At 34.7% G+C, this 17192-nt stretch carries 13 protein-coding genes and 1 pseudogene; 4 read left to right on the top strand and 10 right to left on the bottom strand.

The window, feature by feature from the left end; all coding sequences use genetic code 11:
* Positions 1-78 precede the first annotated feature (78 nt).
* The 5 genes from fis to H3T83_RS07780 are packed head-to-tail and all read right to left on the bottom strand — an operon-like array spanning position 79 to position 3957.
* Positions 79-375 carry a DNA-binding transcriptional regulator Fis gene (gene fis / locus H3T83_RS07800; protein ID WP_034883623.1) on the bottom strand — a complete coding sequence of 99 codons (297 nt, stop codon included), beginning with the start codon at positions 373-375 and terminating at the stop codon, positions 79-81.
* Positions 376-391: 16 nt separating this feature from the next.
* Positions 392-1390, bottom strand: a complete 999-nt coding sequence (gene dusB, locus H3T83_RS07795) for a tRNA dihydrouridine synthase DusB (RefSeq protein ID WP_082205056.1) — start codon at positions 1388-1390, stop codon at positions 392-394.
* Between the two features lie 35 nt (positions 1391-1425).
* Entirely contained in the window at positions 1426-2292 is an 867-nt protein-coding gene (gene prmA / locus H3T83_RS07790; protein ID WP_198215489.1) for a 50S ribosomal protein L11 methyltransferase, read from the bottom strand.
* Positions 2267-3718, bottom strand: coding sequence for a sodium/pantothenate symporter (panF, locus tag H3T83_RS07785; protein ID WP_198215488.1), 1452 nt, complete (start codon positions 3716-3718; stop codon positions 2267-2269). The genes prmA and panF overlap by 26 nt, the downstream gene beginning before the upstream one ends.
* A gap of 11 nt (positions 3719-3729) precedes the next feature.
* Positions 3730-3957, bottom strand: a complete 228-nt coding sequence (locus H3T83_RS07780) for a YhdT family protein (protein WP_034901581.1) — start codon at positions 3955-3957, stop codon at positions 3730-3732.
* A 177-nt stretch (positions 3958-4134) separates the two neighbouring features.
* On the opposite strand from H3T83_RS07780, the gene ilvC reads away from it, so the two are divergent.
* Together ilvC and H3T83_RS07770 are read left to right on the top strand one after the other, a co-directional pair.
* On the top strand, positions 4135-5613 hold the full coding sequence (ilvC, locus tag H3T83_RS07775) for a ketol-acid reductoisomerase (RefSeq protein WP_065650927.1): 1479 nt from the start codon (positions 4135-4137) through the stop codon (positions 5611-5613).
* Between the two features lie 293 nt (positions 5614-5906).
* A complete protein-coding gene (locus H3T83_RS07770) occupies positions 5907-6488 on the top strand; it encodes a cell division protein ZapC (protein WP_081300010.1) in 582 nt (193 codons plus the stop codon).
* 249 nt (positions 6489-6737) lie between these two features.
* Here the strand turns inward: H3T83_RS07770 and H3T83_RS07765 are convergent, their stop codons facing one another.
* Positions 6738-7838: a YcbX family protein gene (locus H3T83_RS07765; protein WP_198215487.1), complete on the bottom strand. Its 1101-nt coding sequence runs from the start codon at positions 7836-7838 to the stop codon at positions 6738-6740.
* A 92-nt stretch (positions 7839-7930) separates the two neighbouring features.
* Positions 7931-8416: a transcription elongation factor GreB gene (gene greB / locus H3T83_RS07760; protein ID WP_198215486.1), complete on the bottom strand. Its 486-nt coding sequence runs from the start codon at positions 8414-8416 to the stop codon at positions 7931-7933.
* Positions 8417-8460: 44 nt separating this feature from the next.
* On the opposite strand from greB, the pseudogene H3T83_RS07755 reads away from it, so the two are divergent.
* Both H3T83_RS07755 and H3T83_RS07750 read left to right on the top strand, forming a co-directional pair.
* A pseudogene (locus H3T83_RS07755) lies at positions 8461-10630 on the top strand (Tex family protein); the annotation flags it as partial.
* 635 nt (positions 10631-11265) lie between these two features.
* Positions 11266-12750, top strand: coding sequence for a hypothetical protein (locus tag H3T83_RS07750; protein WP_198215484.1), 1485 nt, complete (start codon positions 11266-11268; stop codon positions 12748-12750).
* Positions 12751-12962: 212 nt separating this feature from the next.
* Here the strand turns inward: H3T83_RS07750 and H3T83_RS07745 are convergent, their stop codons facing one another.
* The 3 genes from H3T83_RS07745 to ushA form a co-directional block, all read right to left on the bottom strand.
* Positions 12963-13829 (bottom strand): YjjW family glycine radical enzyme activase, encoded by an 867-nt coding sequence (locus tag H3T83_RS07745; RefSeq protein ID WP_198215483.1) that lies wholly within the window; start codon positions 13827-13829, stop codon positions 12963-12965.
* Entirely contained in the window at positions 13804-15351 is a 1548-nt protein-coding gene (locus tag H3T83_RS07740; RefSeq protein WP_198215482.1) for a YjjI family glycine radical enzyme, read from the bottom strand. The genes H3T83_RS07745 and H3T83_RS07740 overlap by 26 nt, the downstream gene beginning before the upstream one ends.
* A gap of 130 nt (positions 15352-15481) precedes the next feature.
* Positions 15482-17167: a bifunctional UDP-sugar hydrolase/5'-nucleotidase UshA gene (gene ushA, locus H3T83_RS07735; RefSeq protein ID WP_198215481.1), complete on the bottom strand. Its 1686-nt coding sequence runs from the start codon at positions 17165-17167 to the stop codon at positions 15482-15484.
* Positions 17168-17192: the final 25 nt, after the last annotated feature.

Raw genomic sequence — 17192 nt, 5'->3', positions numbered from 1 at the left:
GAAAAAAATTAACAAACAAAAAGCGCCTTATTGATTAGGCGCTTTTAAATTATCTAACAATATATGTTTAAGTATCGACTAACTCATTCCATATTGTTTTAATTTTTTGCGTAAAGTACCACGGTTGATACCAAGCATATTTGCTGCTCGAGTTTGATTGCCACGAGTATATTGCATAACCATATCAAGGAATGGGTGTTCAACTTCAGCTAACACTAATTCGTATAGATCAGTAGGATCTTCACCATTTAATTGTGATAAATAGTTTTTTAAAGCTTGTTTTACCGAATCCCGCAAAGGTTTTTGTGTTATTTGGTCTTGTGAGTTTACAGTTGTAAATTTAAGTGCTGCAGCTGTAACGCGTTGTTCTGACATAGTATATTTAACTCTTTTATTTGTTTCTAATTTGACTAAAAAATGCTTTTAGTGTTTTTACTTGCTCACTTGTATTGCTAAGTACACTAAATAAGCGCCTGAATTGATCACTGCCAGCATAGTTCTTGGTATACCAATTTACATGCTTTCTGGCAATCCGTAATCCTTTGTATTCTCCATAGAATTGATAAAGTTCTTCAAGGTGTGTTAACACTATTTGCTCAACTTCATCAATTGACTTATTTTTCTTTAACTGTCCGTGTGCTAAATAGAATGCAATTTCTTCAAATATCCAAGGTCGCCCTTGTGCCGCTCGGCCGATCATTATACCATCAGCTTGCGTATATTTAAAAACATCTTTTGCTTGTTCTGGGGTACAAATATCACCATTGGCAATTACCGGAATAGTTACCTTTTCTTTAACTGCTTTAATGGATTCATATTCGGCCTTTCCATTGAATAAGCATGCACGACTTCGCCCATGAATAGTAATGGCCTTTATGCCACAATCTTGCGCAATTTGTGCGATTTCAATGCAATTTCTATTATTTTTATCCCATCCAGTCCGAGTTTTTAATGTTACTGGTACATCAACAGCACCAACAACTTTCTGCAAAATAGTTTTTATCAGTTCTGGATACTGCATTAAAGCAGATCCAGCTAATTTTTTATTCACTTTTTTAGCCGGACATCCCATATTGATGTCAATTAACTGAGCGCCATGCTTGACGTTAAATTCAGCAGCTCTTGCCATTTCATCCGGGTCTGAGCCAACGATTTGAACTGCACGTATACCGACATCATCACTTGAAATCATTCTTAATGCTGATTTATCAGTATGCCAAACGTCAGAATTTGCTAAAAACATTTCAGAGACAGTCATCCCTGCACCAAATTTGTGACATAAGTTGCGAAACGGTTTGTCACTTATTCCTGCCATGGGGGCTGCAATCAGATTGTTTTTTAAGTTGACCTTTCCGATACTAAGCGAATTAAGGCCGGCTATATTACGCATTTTTTCTCGAAGTTAAAAGGGGTAATGTTAATTTTTTATAATTTTTTACCAGTTATACGGCACCATTCATCTTGTTCAATAACCGGATCAAGTACAAACTCAGCTTGATATGCATCACATACGCTTTGCGATTGATTAGCTAAGATACCAGATAGTCCAAGTTCTCCTGATGGTTTTACTAATTTACTAATCTGTGGTTTAAGTTCTTTCAATGGTCCAGCCAATATGTTAGCTACTACCACATCCGCTTGTAAATTATCAGGAATATCTTTTGCTAAATAAAGCTCAATCTTTCTACTTACTTTGTTGCGCTCAGCATTGTCTCGACTTGCTTGGATCGCTTGAGGATCAATATCAATGCCTATAACTCTTGCTGCCCCTAATTTTAACGCAGCAATGGCTAAAATACCTGAACCACATCCATAATCGATCACAATTTTGTTATTAAGATCGAGACTATCTAGCCAAGTTAAGCATAAAGCTGTCGTAGGGTGAGTACCTGTACCGAAGGCTAAACCTGGATCTAACATTACATTAACCGCATTGGGATCTGGTATTTCACGCCAGCTAGGGCAGATCCACAATCGTTTACCAAATTGCATTGGATGGAAATTATCCATCCATTCTCGTTCCCAGTCTTTATCTTCCAATTGTTCGATTTTATAAGAGTATTGCTCAAGATTTAAAATTGCTTTTAACTCGTCAATATCTGTTTCAGCATCATATAATCCGACAACATCGGTATTCCCCCAAAGTTTTGTTTCGCCAGGTAAAGGTTCAAAAACAGGGTTATCAAAAGTATCTTGAAAAGTGACTGACACTGCCCCTGATTCTTCTAATTGTTCGCTAATGCTTTCAGCTAAATCACTAGTAGTGTTAATTCTGAGTTGAATCCAAGGCATAATTTTTTCCTATTTGGCCCAAATGATTGGCAATAATAAATATAACTAATCCAATAAGTAATGAAGGTACTATTGGATGGAAAGCATAAATTTTAATGTTATAAACAGCAAGTAGTGTGTAGCTTATAGCACCAGAAATCATCGAGCACAATGCCCCTGTTGAATTAGCTTTTTTCCAATATAGTCCGAGTACTAGAGGCCATAAAAATACCGCTTCAAGTCCACCAAAAGCTAACAAATTTAGCCATATAATCATTTCTGGTGGGTTCCATGCAGCGACAATTAATAAACCACCAAAAATAAAGGTTATGATAATTGATATGCGAGTAAGCATTTTATCACTAAATTTAGTATTTGGTCTCATCGTTAAGAATAGGTCTTTAATAATTACTGATGAAACTTGTAATAATTGTGCATTAATGGTGGACATAATTGCTGATAATGGTGCTGCCAAAAAAATTCCTGCGGCTAAAGGTGGTAAAACCTTTATAATTAATGTTGGCACAATTTGGTCTGGAATCGTTAAATCACTTATTATTGCTCTTCCAAGGGCACCAGATAAATGCATAGTTAACATGATGATTGTTACAACTGTAGTACCAATAATAATGCCTTGATGAACCGCTTTACTATCTTTATAAGCCATGCAACGAACAGCAGTATGTGGTAAACCAACAACCCCAAAGCAGACTAGAACCCAGAACGAAGCCATAAAAGGGAAGTCCATAAAATTGTCAGGGCCTTGAGGTGTTAATAAAGCAGGATCGATCTGATTTAAACGATCCATAATATTTGTAATGCCACCACCAGCATAAATAATGGCAACTAATAGCAAAATAGCGCCAATTATCATTACCAACCCTTGAAATGCATCATTTAATATGCTGGCTCTAAACCCGCCAAAGGCAGTATAAATTACTGTACCGATACCAAAAATAAGTAATCCTATATCATAGGGAATACCTACAGATGATTGTAACAATCGGGCCCCACCGACAAATTGTACGGTCATTGCACCAATAAAAGCCGCAATAAGAGCTATACTGGCAAACCATACAATTAGCTTGCTTTTATAATGAGAATAGAGCATATCACTTAGCGTTATTGCATTGTATTTACGCGCTAGAATTGCGAATTTTTTGCCAAGAATACCAAGTGATAATAATACGGTTGGAACTTGAATCATCGACAACAGAACCCAACCGAGACCATATTTATAAGCAGCCCCTGGTCCACCGATAAAAGAACTGGCACTGATATAAGTTGCAGCTAAAGTCATTGCCAGTAAAAAACCGCCCATAGTCCGATTACCAATAAAATAATCAGTAAATTGGTTCATTTTTTTTCGTTTTGCATATGCATAAATTGATAACGCAAATACAAATATAAGATAAATAACAAGAGGGAGAATAATATCTAGTTGCACGGTTTACTGGCCTATTCTAGTGGAATATTTTTAAATTGTTTTTTTACTATAGCAAAACACAGCAAGATAAAACCCAATGGTACAAATATACAGGATAGTTCAAACCATAATGGTAAACCCAAAAATCCGGTTTGATTTTTGACAGTATATGCAGTAATTACCCATGCAGCGAAGTAAATGATAGTCAGTAGCAATGAAAGTTTTGCTTCTTTATTAGCTTGCTTGTAACGAGTATCCATATTAAATAAATGGTTAAGTGATTTGGGGTGGCTTAGAGTAAAAGAAAGTAGTTAACTTAGCAAGTATGTTGCAATTTATGCAACATAATATTTTAAATATATCAATTTCCGCAATTATACTTTTACGGTATAGTTCTTACAACTTGATTATAAGTAACTCAACTCATGGAGAGAATAATGTCAAATTATTTTAATACACTAAATTTACGCGAAAAATTAGAACAATTAGGTCAATGTCGTTTTATGGCGCGTGATGAATTTGCATCAGAAGCTAATTTTTTAAAAGGCAAAAAAATTGTCATCGTAGGTTGTGGTGCACAAGGTCTTAACCAAGGACTAAATATGCGTGATTCTGGTTTAGATATCGCTTATGCATTACGTAAAGAAGCCATTGATGAAAAAAGAGCATCATGGAAAAAAGCTACTGAAAATGGTTTTAAAGTAGGAACTTATGAAGAATTAATTCCAACAGCTGATTTGGTTATCAACCTTACTCCTGATAAACAACATTCTGCTGTAGTACAAGCTGTACAACCATTAATGAAAAAAGATGCGGCATTAGGTTATTCACATGGTTTTAATATCGTTGAAGTTGGTGAAAAAATCCGTCCAGATATTACTGTTGTTATGGTTGCGCCAAAATGCCCAGGAACAGAAGTTCGTGAAGAATATAAACGTGGATTTGGCGTCCCAACCTTGATTGCTGTGCATCCAGAAAATGATCCGAAAGGCGAAGGTCTAGCAATTGCTAAAGCATGGGCGGCTGCAACAGGTGGTCATCGTGCCGGTGTTTTACAATCCTCTTTTGTTGCTGAAGTTAAATCAGATCTAATGGGTGAACAAACTATTTTATGTGGAATGTTACAAACTGGATCATTACTTTGTTTCGATAAATTGGTCGCTGATGGCGTAGATCCTGCATATGCGTGTAAATTATTGCAATTTGGTTGGGAAACGATCACTGAAGCATTAAAACAAGGTGGTATTACCTTAATGATGGATCGTTTATCAAATCCAGCTAAATTACGTGCTAATGCATTAGCTAAAGAATTAAAAGTGATCATGACTGATCTTTATCGTAAACATATGGATGACATCATTTCTGGTGAGTTTTCATCTACTATGATGAGAGATTGGGCTAATGATGATGTTAATTTATTGAAATGGCGTAAAGAAACTGGTGAAACTGCATTTGAAAAAGCGGCAGAATATCAAGGTAAGATCGATGAACAAGCTTATTTCGATCAAGGTGTTGTAATGGTTGCTATGGTTAAAGCTGGTGTTGAACTAGCATTTGAAACTATGCTGGAGTCTGGAATTTTACCTGAATCAGCATATTATGAATCATTACATGAGTTACCACTTATTGCAAATACTATTGCCCGTAAACGACTATATGAAATGAATGTTGTTATTTCAGACACCGCTGAATATGGTAACTATTTATTTGCCAATGCTGCTGTACCATTATTAAAAGAGAAATTTATGCCAATGTTACAAGCAGGTGATTTAGGTAAAGCAATCCCTGAAGGCAGTGTTGATAATGCGCAATTACGTGATGTTAACGAGGCTATTCGTCATCATCCAATCGAAGTTATTGGACGTAAACTTCGTAGCTATATGACTGATATGAAGCGTATTAATGTTGCAAGTTAATTTTATCAACTGATTACTAAAAGGTGCTAAATAGCACCTTTTTTTATGCTAAAAATTTGTTAATTACAATTATATGAACGTACTATTTCTATTCAAATTAAATTTGATCCGAAAGGATCATTAAGATCTATATTTGGATCTAACTTAGATCATTTGGATCTTTGATGAATTGCAATAAAATTTTTAAAAATTAAATAATTAAAATTTTTTTATTTTAAATTTTTATTTATTTTTTATATAAATTATGGTATATTTTGTTCAAATTTAGTTCAATTTGAAAGGATAAAATATCAATGAAAATGGCTTTTCGACCAACAGATAGCTGGCGTTGGTATTTTGATAATGAATATGACAGTTTAATGCTTGAAATTTCATCTGAAATGCTATTTCGTTGTAATTATGCTAGCAAAATATTAATCCCAGATGTATTTAATGAGTTTTCTTTTTCAGTTGATGATGCAACGGCTTACTACCAGTTTTATGATAGCTGTCAATCATTGGCGTTAACTGACTCACAAAAAATTGAATTATCCATTAATGCAATTGTTGCCGCAAACTTTTTAAAGCCACAAATGCCTAAAAGCTGGTATTTTTCTCAACAGCCAATGCTCTACCAGCCTAAAGTGGCAGATATTGTTACTGTAAATATGCAAGAAACAGGCCAACAAATATGTTTATTGGTGGTTGAAGCGGGTGAGAACGCCTCACTTTGTATTATTGCTCAACCAACGTTTATAGCGATGAACAAAACCTTTTACTTTTCAGAAGCAATCAAAGTGATGAATGACAGATTAGCTTTAGTTAACACACTAGTAGAAACAGAAAATTCAATAGGTTCTGAGCATGAACAATTAGAATTAAAAGCTATTTCTTAATTAACATAATTTTATTTTAAATGAGTAGCTACCTCTACTCATTTATTCATTTATAACATGGTAATCTTAGTATCAATTTAATATTATTGAAAAAAAGCTTAAATCGCATTTTATAATGATTCAAAGAAACTACAGCTGTAGAGCGCGAACACAGAAATATAAATAAAAATAACTTTCTAAACATCCATAATAACCTTTTATCTATATTATAATTTTAATAAATTTCTCGTTCTGCAAGAAAAGTTATTCTCATTTTGACAGTTCTATAGTGATATCACCTTTTGGTATACAACTACAAGCAAGAATACGTTTATTTTGTTTTACTGCTGATTGAGTTAATGATTTTACATTCCCTTCTTTTAATAATACTGAGCAGCGACCACATACACCGGCTCGACAAGAATTAGGTAGTGAAATATGATGTTGTTCAAGTTGTTCTAAAATTGTTTGCTGATTATTACCAACAATTTTTTTATCTTCGAATGTAATTGTACACGGTTGAGAGTCTTTTGTTGCTTGTTTAGGAAAGTTTTTTATGTAATTTTTAGTTGGTTGCCGCTCAAGTATCTCAATTTTATCACCAATAGATACAGTGCCATGATTGCGAGCAATCATATTCATGCCGAAATCGATTTTACCTTCTCGATCCGCTCTAAAGTAACTTAAAGTTCTCAATGGTTCATTATTAGCTAATGCTTTGGCTGAATTGATATTGAATGTGGTTAATACACAACGAGTACAAGGTTTAACGATATCAAAAATTACTTCGCCTATTTTAATCGTTTTCCAGCCATCTTCAGCAAACGGAGTAGCTCCATCAATAATAATATTGCCACGAAATTGGCGAATATCTAATTTTTCCGAGCACTGTTGTTCCAGATAATTGAATGAAGCTTGATTTAATAATAAATAAGGATAACCATCAGCAAAGCTTACCGGTACATCAGGATAGCGTTTAGTTTTTCTGGTTAGATGTTTACCTATCCAGCGTATTTGTACATCTTTTTCGAGAATATTACTAAAAAATTGATTAACTTTTATTGGTGCAATATGGGAAGTGAAGTGATTTCCCCAGACCTCTGTGGCTTCATTGCTTAATGAAAACTCATCAAAATCAATAATTATTGATTCGTTAGTTGGCAGCGAAACCTCTATCTGATTATTGTGTAATTTGGTTTTTAGTTTCAACAGTTCTGGATATTGTCTAGCCGTAATAAAAGTGCCATCAGGTTCACTTAACATCAAAACGCGGTCATGTTCAAAACCACCATCAATACTATTGGCTACTGTTAATGCAATACCTTGCATTGATTTAATCGGATAGATAAATAGTTGGTTAACTTTGATCATTATGTTTAAAAATTTAAATTTATTATTAAATAAAATTATATAGCCAATTTCTCATAGTAGCAGAATAAATACGGTAAATTATTTTAATTTACTTAATCATCTAATTTTTGATAACTGATATCAACAATAACGTAATACGTTTTACCATTAGGTGTTACAACTGATATTTCATCGTCAATTTTATGACCTATTAACGCTCTAGCAACAGGACTATTAATTGATATCCAATTTTTTTTCGGATCAAATTCATCAGCGCCAACAATACGATAAATGTGCAATTCTCCAAATTCATCTTCTAATTTGACCCATGCGCCAAAAAAAACCTTACCTTCTTGATGCGGATCAGGATCGACAATTTTTAAGATCTCTAAGCGTTTAGTCAAGAATCGTACTCGTCTATCAATTTCTCTTAGTCGTCTTTTTCCATAGATATATTCGGCATTCTCACTACGATCGCCAAGTGCGGCCGCATCAGATACCGCTTGGGTTACTCTTGGTCTTTCTTCTTTCCATAAATATTTCAGTTCACGATCGAGTGCCAAGTAGCCTTCTCTTGTTATATAATTAGCTTTTTGCATGATGAATTTAAATTCCGTTAATCGACAAGATATACAGAGATACCATGATAAATAATCAAATTAGCCATATTATAGCGGGTGAATTAACCGTAAAACCAGAACAAGTTTTAGCAGCCATTCAATTATTAGACGATGGAAGCACCGTGCCATTTATTGCTCGCTATCGTAAAGAGGTAACGGGAGGATTAGATGATACCCAGTTACGTACTTTGGATAGTCGTTTAAGTTATTTGCGAGAACTAGAGGATCGTAAACAGACGATTTTAAAATCAATTGAGGAACAAGGAAAATTAACTCCCGAATTAAGTCAAAAAATCACTCAAACACTTAGTAAAACCGAATTAGAAGATCTCTATCTCCCTTATAAACCAAAACGTCGCACACGCGGACAAATAGCCATAGAAGCGGGTCTTGAGCCACTTGCTGATGATTTATGGCAACGCCCAGATCTCAATCCAGAAGCAGAAGCTGAAAAATATATTGATCCAGAAAAAGGCGTAGCTGATACTAAATCAGCATTAGATGGTGCGCGTTATATCTTAATGGAGCGTTTTGCTGAAGATGCGACTTTACTCGCTAAAGTTCGTCATTATCTTTGGAATAATGCCCACCTTGTTTCTCAAGTTATTACCGGTAAAGAGGAAGAAGGCGCTAAATTTAGAGATTATTTTGCTCAAAGTGAACTTATTTCAAAAGTGCCTTCACATCGGGCCTTAGCCATGTTTCGTGGTCGAAATGAAGGATTTTTACAACTTTCTTTAAATGCAGATCCTCAATATGAAGAAGCACCTAAAGAAAGCTATTGTGAGCAGATTATCACCGAACATTTAGGCATTAGATTTAATGATCAATTAGCCGACAAATGGCGAAAAGCTGTGATCAATTGGACATGGCGCATTAAAATCTTAATGCACATGGAAACTGAACTTATGACTACGCTGCGAGAACGAGCCGAAGAAGAAGCTATTGATGTTTTCGCCGCTAATCTACACGATATGTTAATGGCGGCACCGGCGGGCATGAAAGTCACCATGGGGATGGATCCAGGTTTGCGAACTGGTGTTAAAATTGCCGTTGTTGATGCCACCGGAAAATTAGTTGCTACCGAAACTATCTATCCTCATACCGGTCAGGCGGATAAAGCGGCAATGGTTGTTGCTGCGTTATGTATAAAATATCAAGTTGAACTTGTCGCAATCGGTAATGGTACTGCTTCACGAGAGACTGAACGTTTTTATCTTGATGTTCAGAAAAAATATCCAGAAGTCAAAGGTCAAAAAGTAGTTGTAAGTGAAGCTGGTGCATCTGTTTATTCGGCTTCAGAACTTGCGGCACAAGAGTTTCCTGATTTAGATGTATCAATTCGGGGAGCAGTTTCAATTGCTCGACGCTTACAAGATCCATTAGCTGAATTAGTGAAAATTGATCCAAAATCGATAGGTGTTGGTCAATATCAACATGATGTAAGCCAAACTCAACTTGCGAAAAAACTTGATGCGGTGGTTGAAGATGGGGTTAATGCGGTAGGGGTTAACTTAAATACCGCTTCAATGATGCTACTTGCACGTATTGCCGGCCTTAATAAAGTAATTGCTCAAAATATTGTCGATTGGCGTAACGAAAACGGTAAATTTGCCGATAGAAAACAATTATTAAAAGTGCCACGATTAGGTCCCAAAGCTTTTGAACAATGTGCCGGTTTTTTAAGAATTATGGAAGGTACTAACCCACTTGATGCATCGGCTGTTCATCCGGAAGCTTACCCTGTGGTTGAGCGAATTTTAGCTAAAAACCATAAATCTTTAAAAGATATTTTAGGTGATTCAAACTATCTAAAATCATTAAAAGCGGTTGATTATGTCGATGACCATTTTGGTGTGCCGACAGTAACGGATATTATTAAAGAATTAGATAAACCAGGGCGCGATCCTCGGCCAGAATTTAAAACTGCACAATTTGCCGATAATATTGAAACAATGGAAGACCTAAAAATCGGTATGGTTATGGAAGGTGCGGTAACTAATGTGACTAATTTTGGCGCTTTTGTGGATATCGGTGTGCATCAAGATGGTCTAGTTCATATTTCAGCATTATCAGATCGATTTGTTGATGATCCGCGAAGCATAGTAAAAGCAGGCGATATTGTTAAAGTGAAAGTAATAGAAGTTGATATTGCCCGAAAACGTATTGCTTTATCAATGCGTTTAGATGATACAGCTACGCCGAAACTTGATAGTAGCAGATCGGCTAACAATAAGGTATCTAATAAAAATCAATCTGCTGCCACGCTGACTAACAGTGCTATGGGGAATGCATTTGCTGCGGCATTTAAAAAAGGCAAGTAATTATATATCAAAATAAAAAGAGGGGATTTATCCCCTTTTTGATTATTGAGATATAACTTAATTAGTATCTTTAATTTTAAATTCTTCAATGAATTAGTATTAATAAACGGAAAATAATTTTTTTTACTATTCCCTTATCAAAGTATAATCATATATAATAATGTTACTACTGAATTTGAATTAATTATTAACTGTTTTCAAATTCAGTTTCTTTATTGAGTCTTACCTTTTTAGCTTTTCCAAATTTTGTCTGATGTTCTTATTTTACAAGTTTTAAAATTTAGGATGTTACGATTTAAGTCTTAAACAACAATCAAATTGTTGTAGTCAAATTATTTTGTTCGAGCCGTGTATTAGATATGGATGAATTTCTGTTAGAAAAATAACGATTTTAATTGTCTTAGCTCTGATATTAACGGGTAACAATTTTTGAACAACTTATAAAAATTGTTAATTCACTAATGCTTCAAATCAATAATCTTATTCGGATAGGCGGAGAAGTTTATGAGTAGAGGAGTAGCGATGAATAATTGTACTGTTGTTTTAAAAAAAATTTCTTTGAAATTATTTTTCAAAAAGAGATTATTTCTATTAATGTTATTGATTTTTTCCAATAATCTATTTGCAATTTTATCATTCTCCGTGACTACGCAAATGTATATTCATGGTAATGCTCCTGAGATTCAAGTGTCAGGTGGTACAAAAGCGCTTAATGGTATTCAACTAAAATTGCAGGTACCAAACAGTGATCCTCTAGTTATTACTCCTGGTTCATCTAATCAAATATCAGTTGCCTTTGATACTTCACCAAGTATGTATTCGTTTGATGTTGATTTTTCGACTATGACTAATGATGATATTATTGATATTGACGGTGATTATTTGGGAAGTAGCAATAATTTTAAAGTGGATAGTGTAACAGCTGAATGGCGTGATAGTAATAATAATATAATTCCTTCTGATTCAACAGCTCCATTAGGTAGTAATATTTGTAATTCAGCTACTTATAAAGGTGATTCAACACTAAAACTTACTTTTAGTATTTCTGCTAAAACTCAGTATGGTAATCCCGCCGAATCCCAGCCTAAAGAAATTTCAAAAACATTTACCGTAAAAGCTAACGATGGTATTTGTTATATTAGACCAGGGGTATTAGCCATAATTGCAAAAGGTGGTTGGAGCGAAACGGATAATTGGTTGTCGTACGGTGCAGATACTATCAATCGTACAGATGCTTACAATCCAGATCAATTTGTTTTACATTCAGGATTTAAAGCTTCAGCTACTGATTCAACAGGTCATCATTTCCCTACTACTGCATTTCCTGAAGCAAGATTTAGAATTGTACCCGTAAATGCAATATCTAATTATACTTATACATTAGTTAAAAATCCTAATGGTGCTTTAATAAGTACTGCAAGGAGTTCAAATCCAGATTCAAAAAGTGAATTTAAATTTACTGACAATGCTCCCGCAAAAGATGATCAATTTATAATATTGGTAAAGAATAATCAGACTAAAGCTCAGTTTTATTATCGTTTTTCATTAAATCATTGGATGTATATATACCAACAACAGTTAAATTGGGTAGATTATAATACCGCTGAAAGGTTGTGCACTGCTAATAACGACCGATTACCATCTAGAGCCGAATTAACCAATTCATTTTTAGCTACTGGTGTAACAAATAATGAAAATTGGTATATACCTCAAAACGGTTATAAAAGAGCTATCGGTGAAGGATTAATATCCGAGTGGGGAAAACTGTATCCATATGCGCCTAATGGTATTGATAATTCAGGAAGAGATATGATGGCAGATATAACGAATTCTTTAAAACACTTTGTTGCTTATGACTTTTATTTCACTTACGAATTGTCGCAATTAAAAGATAACAATGGTTGGACAAGGCGTTATAGTATTGGTTCTGTTGAAGGTAATGTTATTGTAGAGCCAGATTCCGCTTTTACTATGTGTGTTAAGTACTGATAATTTTGCGATATTTTATGTTTCATTACAAAATTGCTAATATTTTGTAATGAAACTTCTTTTGATGCGTTTTAGTTAAATAAATTTATTACTCTAATATATTCTTAATATTATAGCCAAACGAAAAACTTCAATTTTTTGAGCTTGTAGACCTTTTAAGGTAGATAGTTATTGCCACTAGTCGCTTCGTTTATGATCTTGTTTTCAAAATATTACAAATATACACTCGGCAAAATAATATTCTGTAATCCATAATGTTTTAATTTAGCAGCAAAAGATTCGATTTGCTGTTGTGTAGCCGCTGGCCATGTTTTGGCTATGCCATGTACACCATGATTATGAAAAGCATTAATTCTGACTTTAATTTGTGGATTGAGTCTTATTAGAAAATCAGCAAGTTGTTTAGCACTGTTTTGCAAATCAGTATGCGCAGGAATCACTAAAAACCGGACTTCATGCAGTTTTTCTATTTGGGCAAGATATTCAATGGTCTGTTTGACGCGATCATTATCCCGACCAGTAAGTTTTTTATGCACTTGAGTATCCCAAGCTTTCAGATCGATCATCGCACCATCCATGACTCTTTCAACTTTTTGCCAGCCAGTTTTTGCTAAGTAACCATTACTATCAATAAAACAAGTCAGGTGTTTTAAATCATCTGCTTGTTTAATTGCTTGAAATAATTTTTTAATAAAAGGTAATTGTAATGTCGCTTCACCACCGCTAATTGTAATGCCATTTAGAAAAGGTAAGTATTTACGAATTTCGAGTAGAATATCTTCAACATTGTAGTTATAGGTCATTGGTGTGGATTGATAACTACAAGTATTAATACAGGTATCACATTGCTGACAATTTGAAGATTGCCAAATCACTTTGTTATTGATAAATGTTAACGCTTGATGTGGACAGGTCGTAACGCAATCACCACAATCCTTACACCGTGAAATGGTATAAGGATTGTGGCAATTTAAACATTTGAAATTACAGCCTTGTAAAAAGATGACTAACCGGTTTCCCGGTCCATCAACACAAGAAAAGGGTAACAGTTTATTAACGATTGCCCATGACTTGTTCATGACTGATTACCCGAGGTGTTCGGCATAGGTAGCTGTTATTTTCAGTATCTTCGGCCGCTTCACTACCTAAAAAGGTGGTATTAATTCGCGATCCCTCTTGTTTGTATTTTTTGATATCTGATAATCTCACCATATAGCCAGTTACACGTACCAGATCATTACCACTGATATTAGCGGTAAATTCACGAAAACCAAATTTAAACGCGGCTTTACAAATTTGTACTAAGGCTAGAGGATTGTTTTTTATTGTTTCATCAACCGTTAAAATATCACTAATGCCAGAAGTATAATATTTATGGTGTTTGAATAATGCCATAATATGGGTTACTGGATCGGGTTCATGACCATAAGGAATACGTAAACCTGGCGTAGCGCCTCTATCTGAGCTGATACCTGATTGTGCATGTAACATTGCTTTACCTTGCCATGCATGCTTAATTGTATGGCTGTCAATAAAGTCGGCTAATTGTTGAGAAATAGTGGTGGCCAGTTGATTAGCATCTTTATCGACGCCATAACGACCGGCTAAGTTAGATTTTTCTTGGAGAATATTGACTGCTTCAGCCATGGCATAAATACCGAACATTGGTGCAAATCGGGTAGCGTCAATTAATCCTTCCTTCACTAAAAAACTATTTTGGAAGAAATTAGATTTTTCATAAAGAAATTCTGATCTTGCTTTGATCAAATTTAATTGCAATTGGCAATAATAAGGTAAAGTATTTTGTAAAAAGTCAGTGATGCTTTTACTTTTTAACGCAACCTCTTTTAAATTGATTCTTGATAAAGTGCTACCACCACCAGCAACAGGAAGAGAGTTATAACAACTCACAACACCATAACCTTTGTCATCAAAATCCTTTTTAATCATCATATTATTAGCAATATGTGGTTTGGCTGTGTGGCAAATGTTCTCAATTGCGGTGTTAAGTAAAGATTCTGGTGTAATATCTTCGTCATAAATAAAGGTTAAATTAGGTGCAACTTGTTTAAGTTCGCGATCAACACGTAAAATAACCCGACAGATCACATTATCGGTTGGACCAATGTTAGCATGCATAAAGGCATCAGGAAGATTACGATCTAGCATAATCCAAAAACGTTTTAACCGTGGATAGAGCTCTTCTTCTGTTAAATTGCCAACATAAGGAAGTAACACTTGATCTAAACAGCCTAAATAAACCGGCATACCAGTGACAGAAGGAACATGATGATAAGCAATGGTTAACATATTTAGTGCATCATCAAAGTTTTTTGCTGGTTCAAGTTCTAAATATTCCGATCCTTGCTTAAGAAATTTTGCATAATCCGGTAATACATAACGAGGTTTATACGGTGCATGTCCTTCGTACATATCACAAATTACCCGTTCATTGAGCGCATTTTGTGTTTCACTATCTAAATCAACATAGGGTAAATTATTTTCTGCGGCTAATGCGAGAAGGTTCGCTTTTTGTTTAGGTGACAAATTGGCATCGGTCACTATATCGTAACAATTCTTTTGAAATTCTGTCATGTTCATAAATACCTCTATATTACCTATATGCTGAGAGCAAAAATTAAATCTTTATGACTAATCATTTAATTATTAGCACTGAGAATTATGATTATCAGTGCTATTAGTTTTTATATTTCTGTTTTAAACCGTAAAATTATTTTTCTAAAATAAGGTTAGACGGTTGATAATCGGCTGCATTAATTGGTGAATGTGCTTCAAAATATTGTTTTACTGCATCGGCATCTCGATAACCTGTATCTACATAAGTTGGCGAGTTGTTGACGATAGGGTAACCATCCCCACCAGCGGCTAAAAAGTCTAATGTTGCAATTCGATATGATTTTTGCAAATCAATTGGTTCATTATTAATTTTGATGTCGCTGATAATATCGCCAGTTTTAGTTAGGCTAATATTTTTTAAATGAGTATAACCACCTGAACCCTGTTTTTTGCCTAATGCAACTTTAAGATAATCGATTAATTCACTGCCGGTTAATTCAAAGTAAACAACACTATTACCAAATGGTTCAACTTTCAAAATATCTCGATAAGTAATATCGCCTTCTATAAGTGAGTCACGAATCATACCACCAGACATAATACCAATATCGGCATTCGTCTTTTCAATAAAGGCACTAAGTAATAGTTGCCCCATATTACTTTGTTGATATCTAACTACGTTACGATCGCCCTCTAAACGACCGGTTAACTCACCACTTTTAATGAGTAATTGTTGTTTACCTTGTTCCTGATAGGGTTTTAGTGTTTCCAACAATTTTTTATCCTGTTCGATTTCACTGGTGTAATATTCAAGACGTTTGGTATCGTTACCGTTATCAACTTCTTTTTTTAAATTAATTGGAATTAACTGATAATTTTTGAGGGTAATTTTACCGTTTAAGAATACGAAGTCAGCACGACCAACATATTTCCCCCATTCATGTGCTTGAACAATCCACGTACCATTTTGTTGATCTGGAGCGCAAGGTGTTCCTGGGACATATTCGGTAATACGTTTATTAGGGCTAGCCATACATACTGGGTTTTGCGAGTGGCCACCGACAATCATATCTAGTTCACCAGCTTTTAATCCTCGGGCTAGTTCAACATCACCTGGAGCCATTGAACCATGCTCACCATTTTCATAATGCCCCATATGAGTAACCGCAATAATCATATCTGGACGTTCACTGCTTTTAATTTGGCTAATAACTTTTTCAGCTTCTGGTAGCGTTTTACGAAATTCAACACCATCGGTATTTTTAGGCGAAGCAAGGAAAATAGTGTCATCAGTAGTTAAACCAAATACTGCAACTTTAATACCATTTAAATCAAATATTTTATAGGCATCAAAAACACGATTATCGGTATTTTTGAAGTAAGTATTTGCTGATAAAAATGGGAAATGAGCCCATTTTTGTTGTTCACGAATAATTGCTAACGGATGATCAAATTCGTGGTTACCTACTGCCATTGCATCATAGCCAACCTCATTCATACCGATAAAATCGGGTTTTGCTTGTAACACATCAGATTCAGGAACACCAGTATTAATGTCACCGCCAGAAAGTAAAAGTAATTTTCCGCCTTTTTCTGCTACTTCTTTTCTTATTTGGTCAACAACAGTTTTTTGTGCTGCTAAACCATATTCACCAATATCATTTTGCCAAAAACGGCCATGATGATCGTTAGTATGTAAAATAGTAAAAGAGTAGGACTTGTCTTTTTCCCAAGCAGGTGCCGTAGACTGTTTGGTAGCAACAGCTGCGAATGAATTGACTGAAAACAGACTTAAAATAACAAGTAGTGACAGTTTTTTGTTTAATTTTAAACGATGCATGATGCCTCCTGAATCCGTATTTATT

It is taken from the genome of Gilliamella sp. M0320 (assembly GCF_016101635.1).
Lineage (GTDB): Bacteria > Pseudomonadota > Gammaproteobacteria > Enterobacterales > Orbaceae > Gilliamella > Gilliamella apis.
Note: the sequence above shows the minus strand (reverse complement) of the source record. Positions and strands in the feature narration are given on the sequence as shown.

Bases quoted from the DNA above. Each gene is read 5' to 3' on its own strand.
- fis (WP_034883623.1), bottom strand. From the start codon at position 375: ATGTCAGAACAACGCGTTACAGCTGCAGCACTTAAATTTACAACTGTA.
- dusB (WP_082205056.1), bottom strand. From the start codon at position 1,390: ATGCGTAATATAGCCGGCCTTAATTCGCTTAGTATCGGAAAGGTCAAC.
- prmA (WP_198215489.1), bottom strand. From the start codon at position 2,292: ATGCCTTGGATTCAACTCAGAATTAACACTACTAGTGATTTAGCTGAA.
- H3T83_RS07780 (WP_034901581.1), bottom strand. From the start codon at position 3,957: ATGGATACTCGTTACAAGCAAGCTAATAAAGAAGCAAAACTTTCATTG.
- ilvC (WP_065650927.1), top strand. From the start codon at position 4,135: ATGTCAAATTATTTTAATACACTAAATTTACGCGAAAAATTAGAACAA.
- H3T83_RS07770 (WP_081300010.1), top strand. From the start codon at position 5,907: ATGAAAATGGCTTTTCGACCAACAGATAGCTGGCGTTGGTATTTTGAT.
- H3T83_RS07765 (WP_198215487.1), bottom strand. From the start codon at position 7,838: ATGATCAAAGTTAACCAACTATTTATCTATCCGATTAAATCAATGCAA.
- greB (WP_198215486.1), bottom strand. From the start codon at position 8,416: ATGCAAAAAGCTAATTATATAACAAGAGAAGGCTACTTGGCACTCGAT.
- H3T83_RS07750 (WP_198215484.1), top strand. From the start codon at position 11,266: ATGAGTAGAGGAGTAGCGATGAATAATTGTACTGTTGTTTTAAAAAAA.
- H3T83_RS07745 (WP_198215483.1), bottom strand. From the start codon at position 13,829: ATGAACAAGTCATGGGCAATCGTTAATAAACTGTTACCCTTTTCTTGT.
- H3T83_RS07740 (WP_198215482.1), bottom strand. From the start codon at position 15,351: ATGAACATGACAGAATTTCAAAAGAATTGTTACGATATAGTGACCGAT.
- ushA (WP_198215481.1), bottom strand. From the start codon at position 17,167: ATGCATCGTTTAAAATTAAACAAAAAACTGTCACTACTTGTTATTTTA.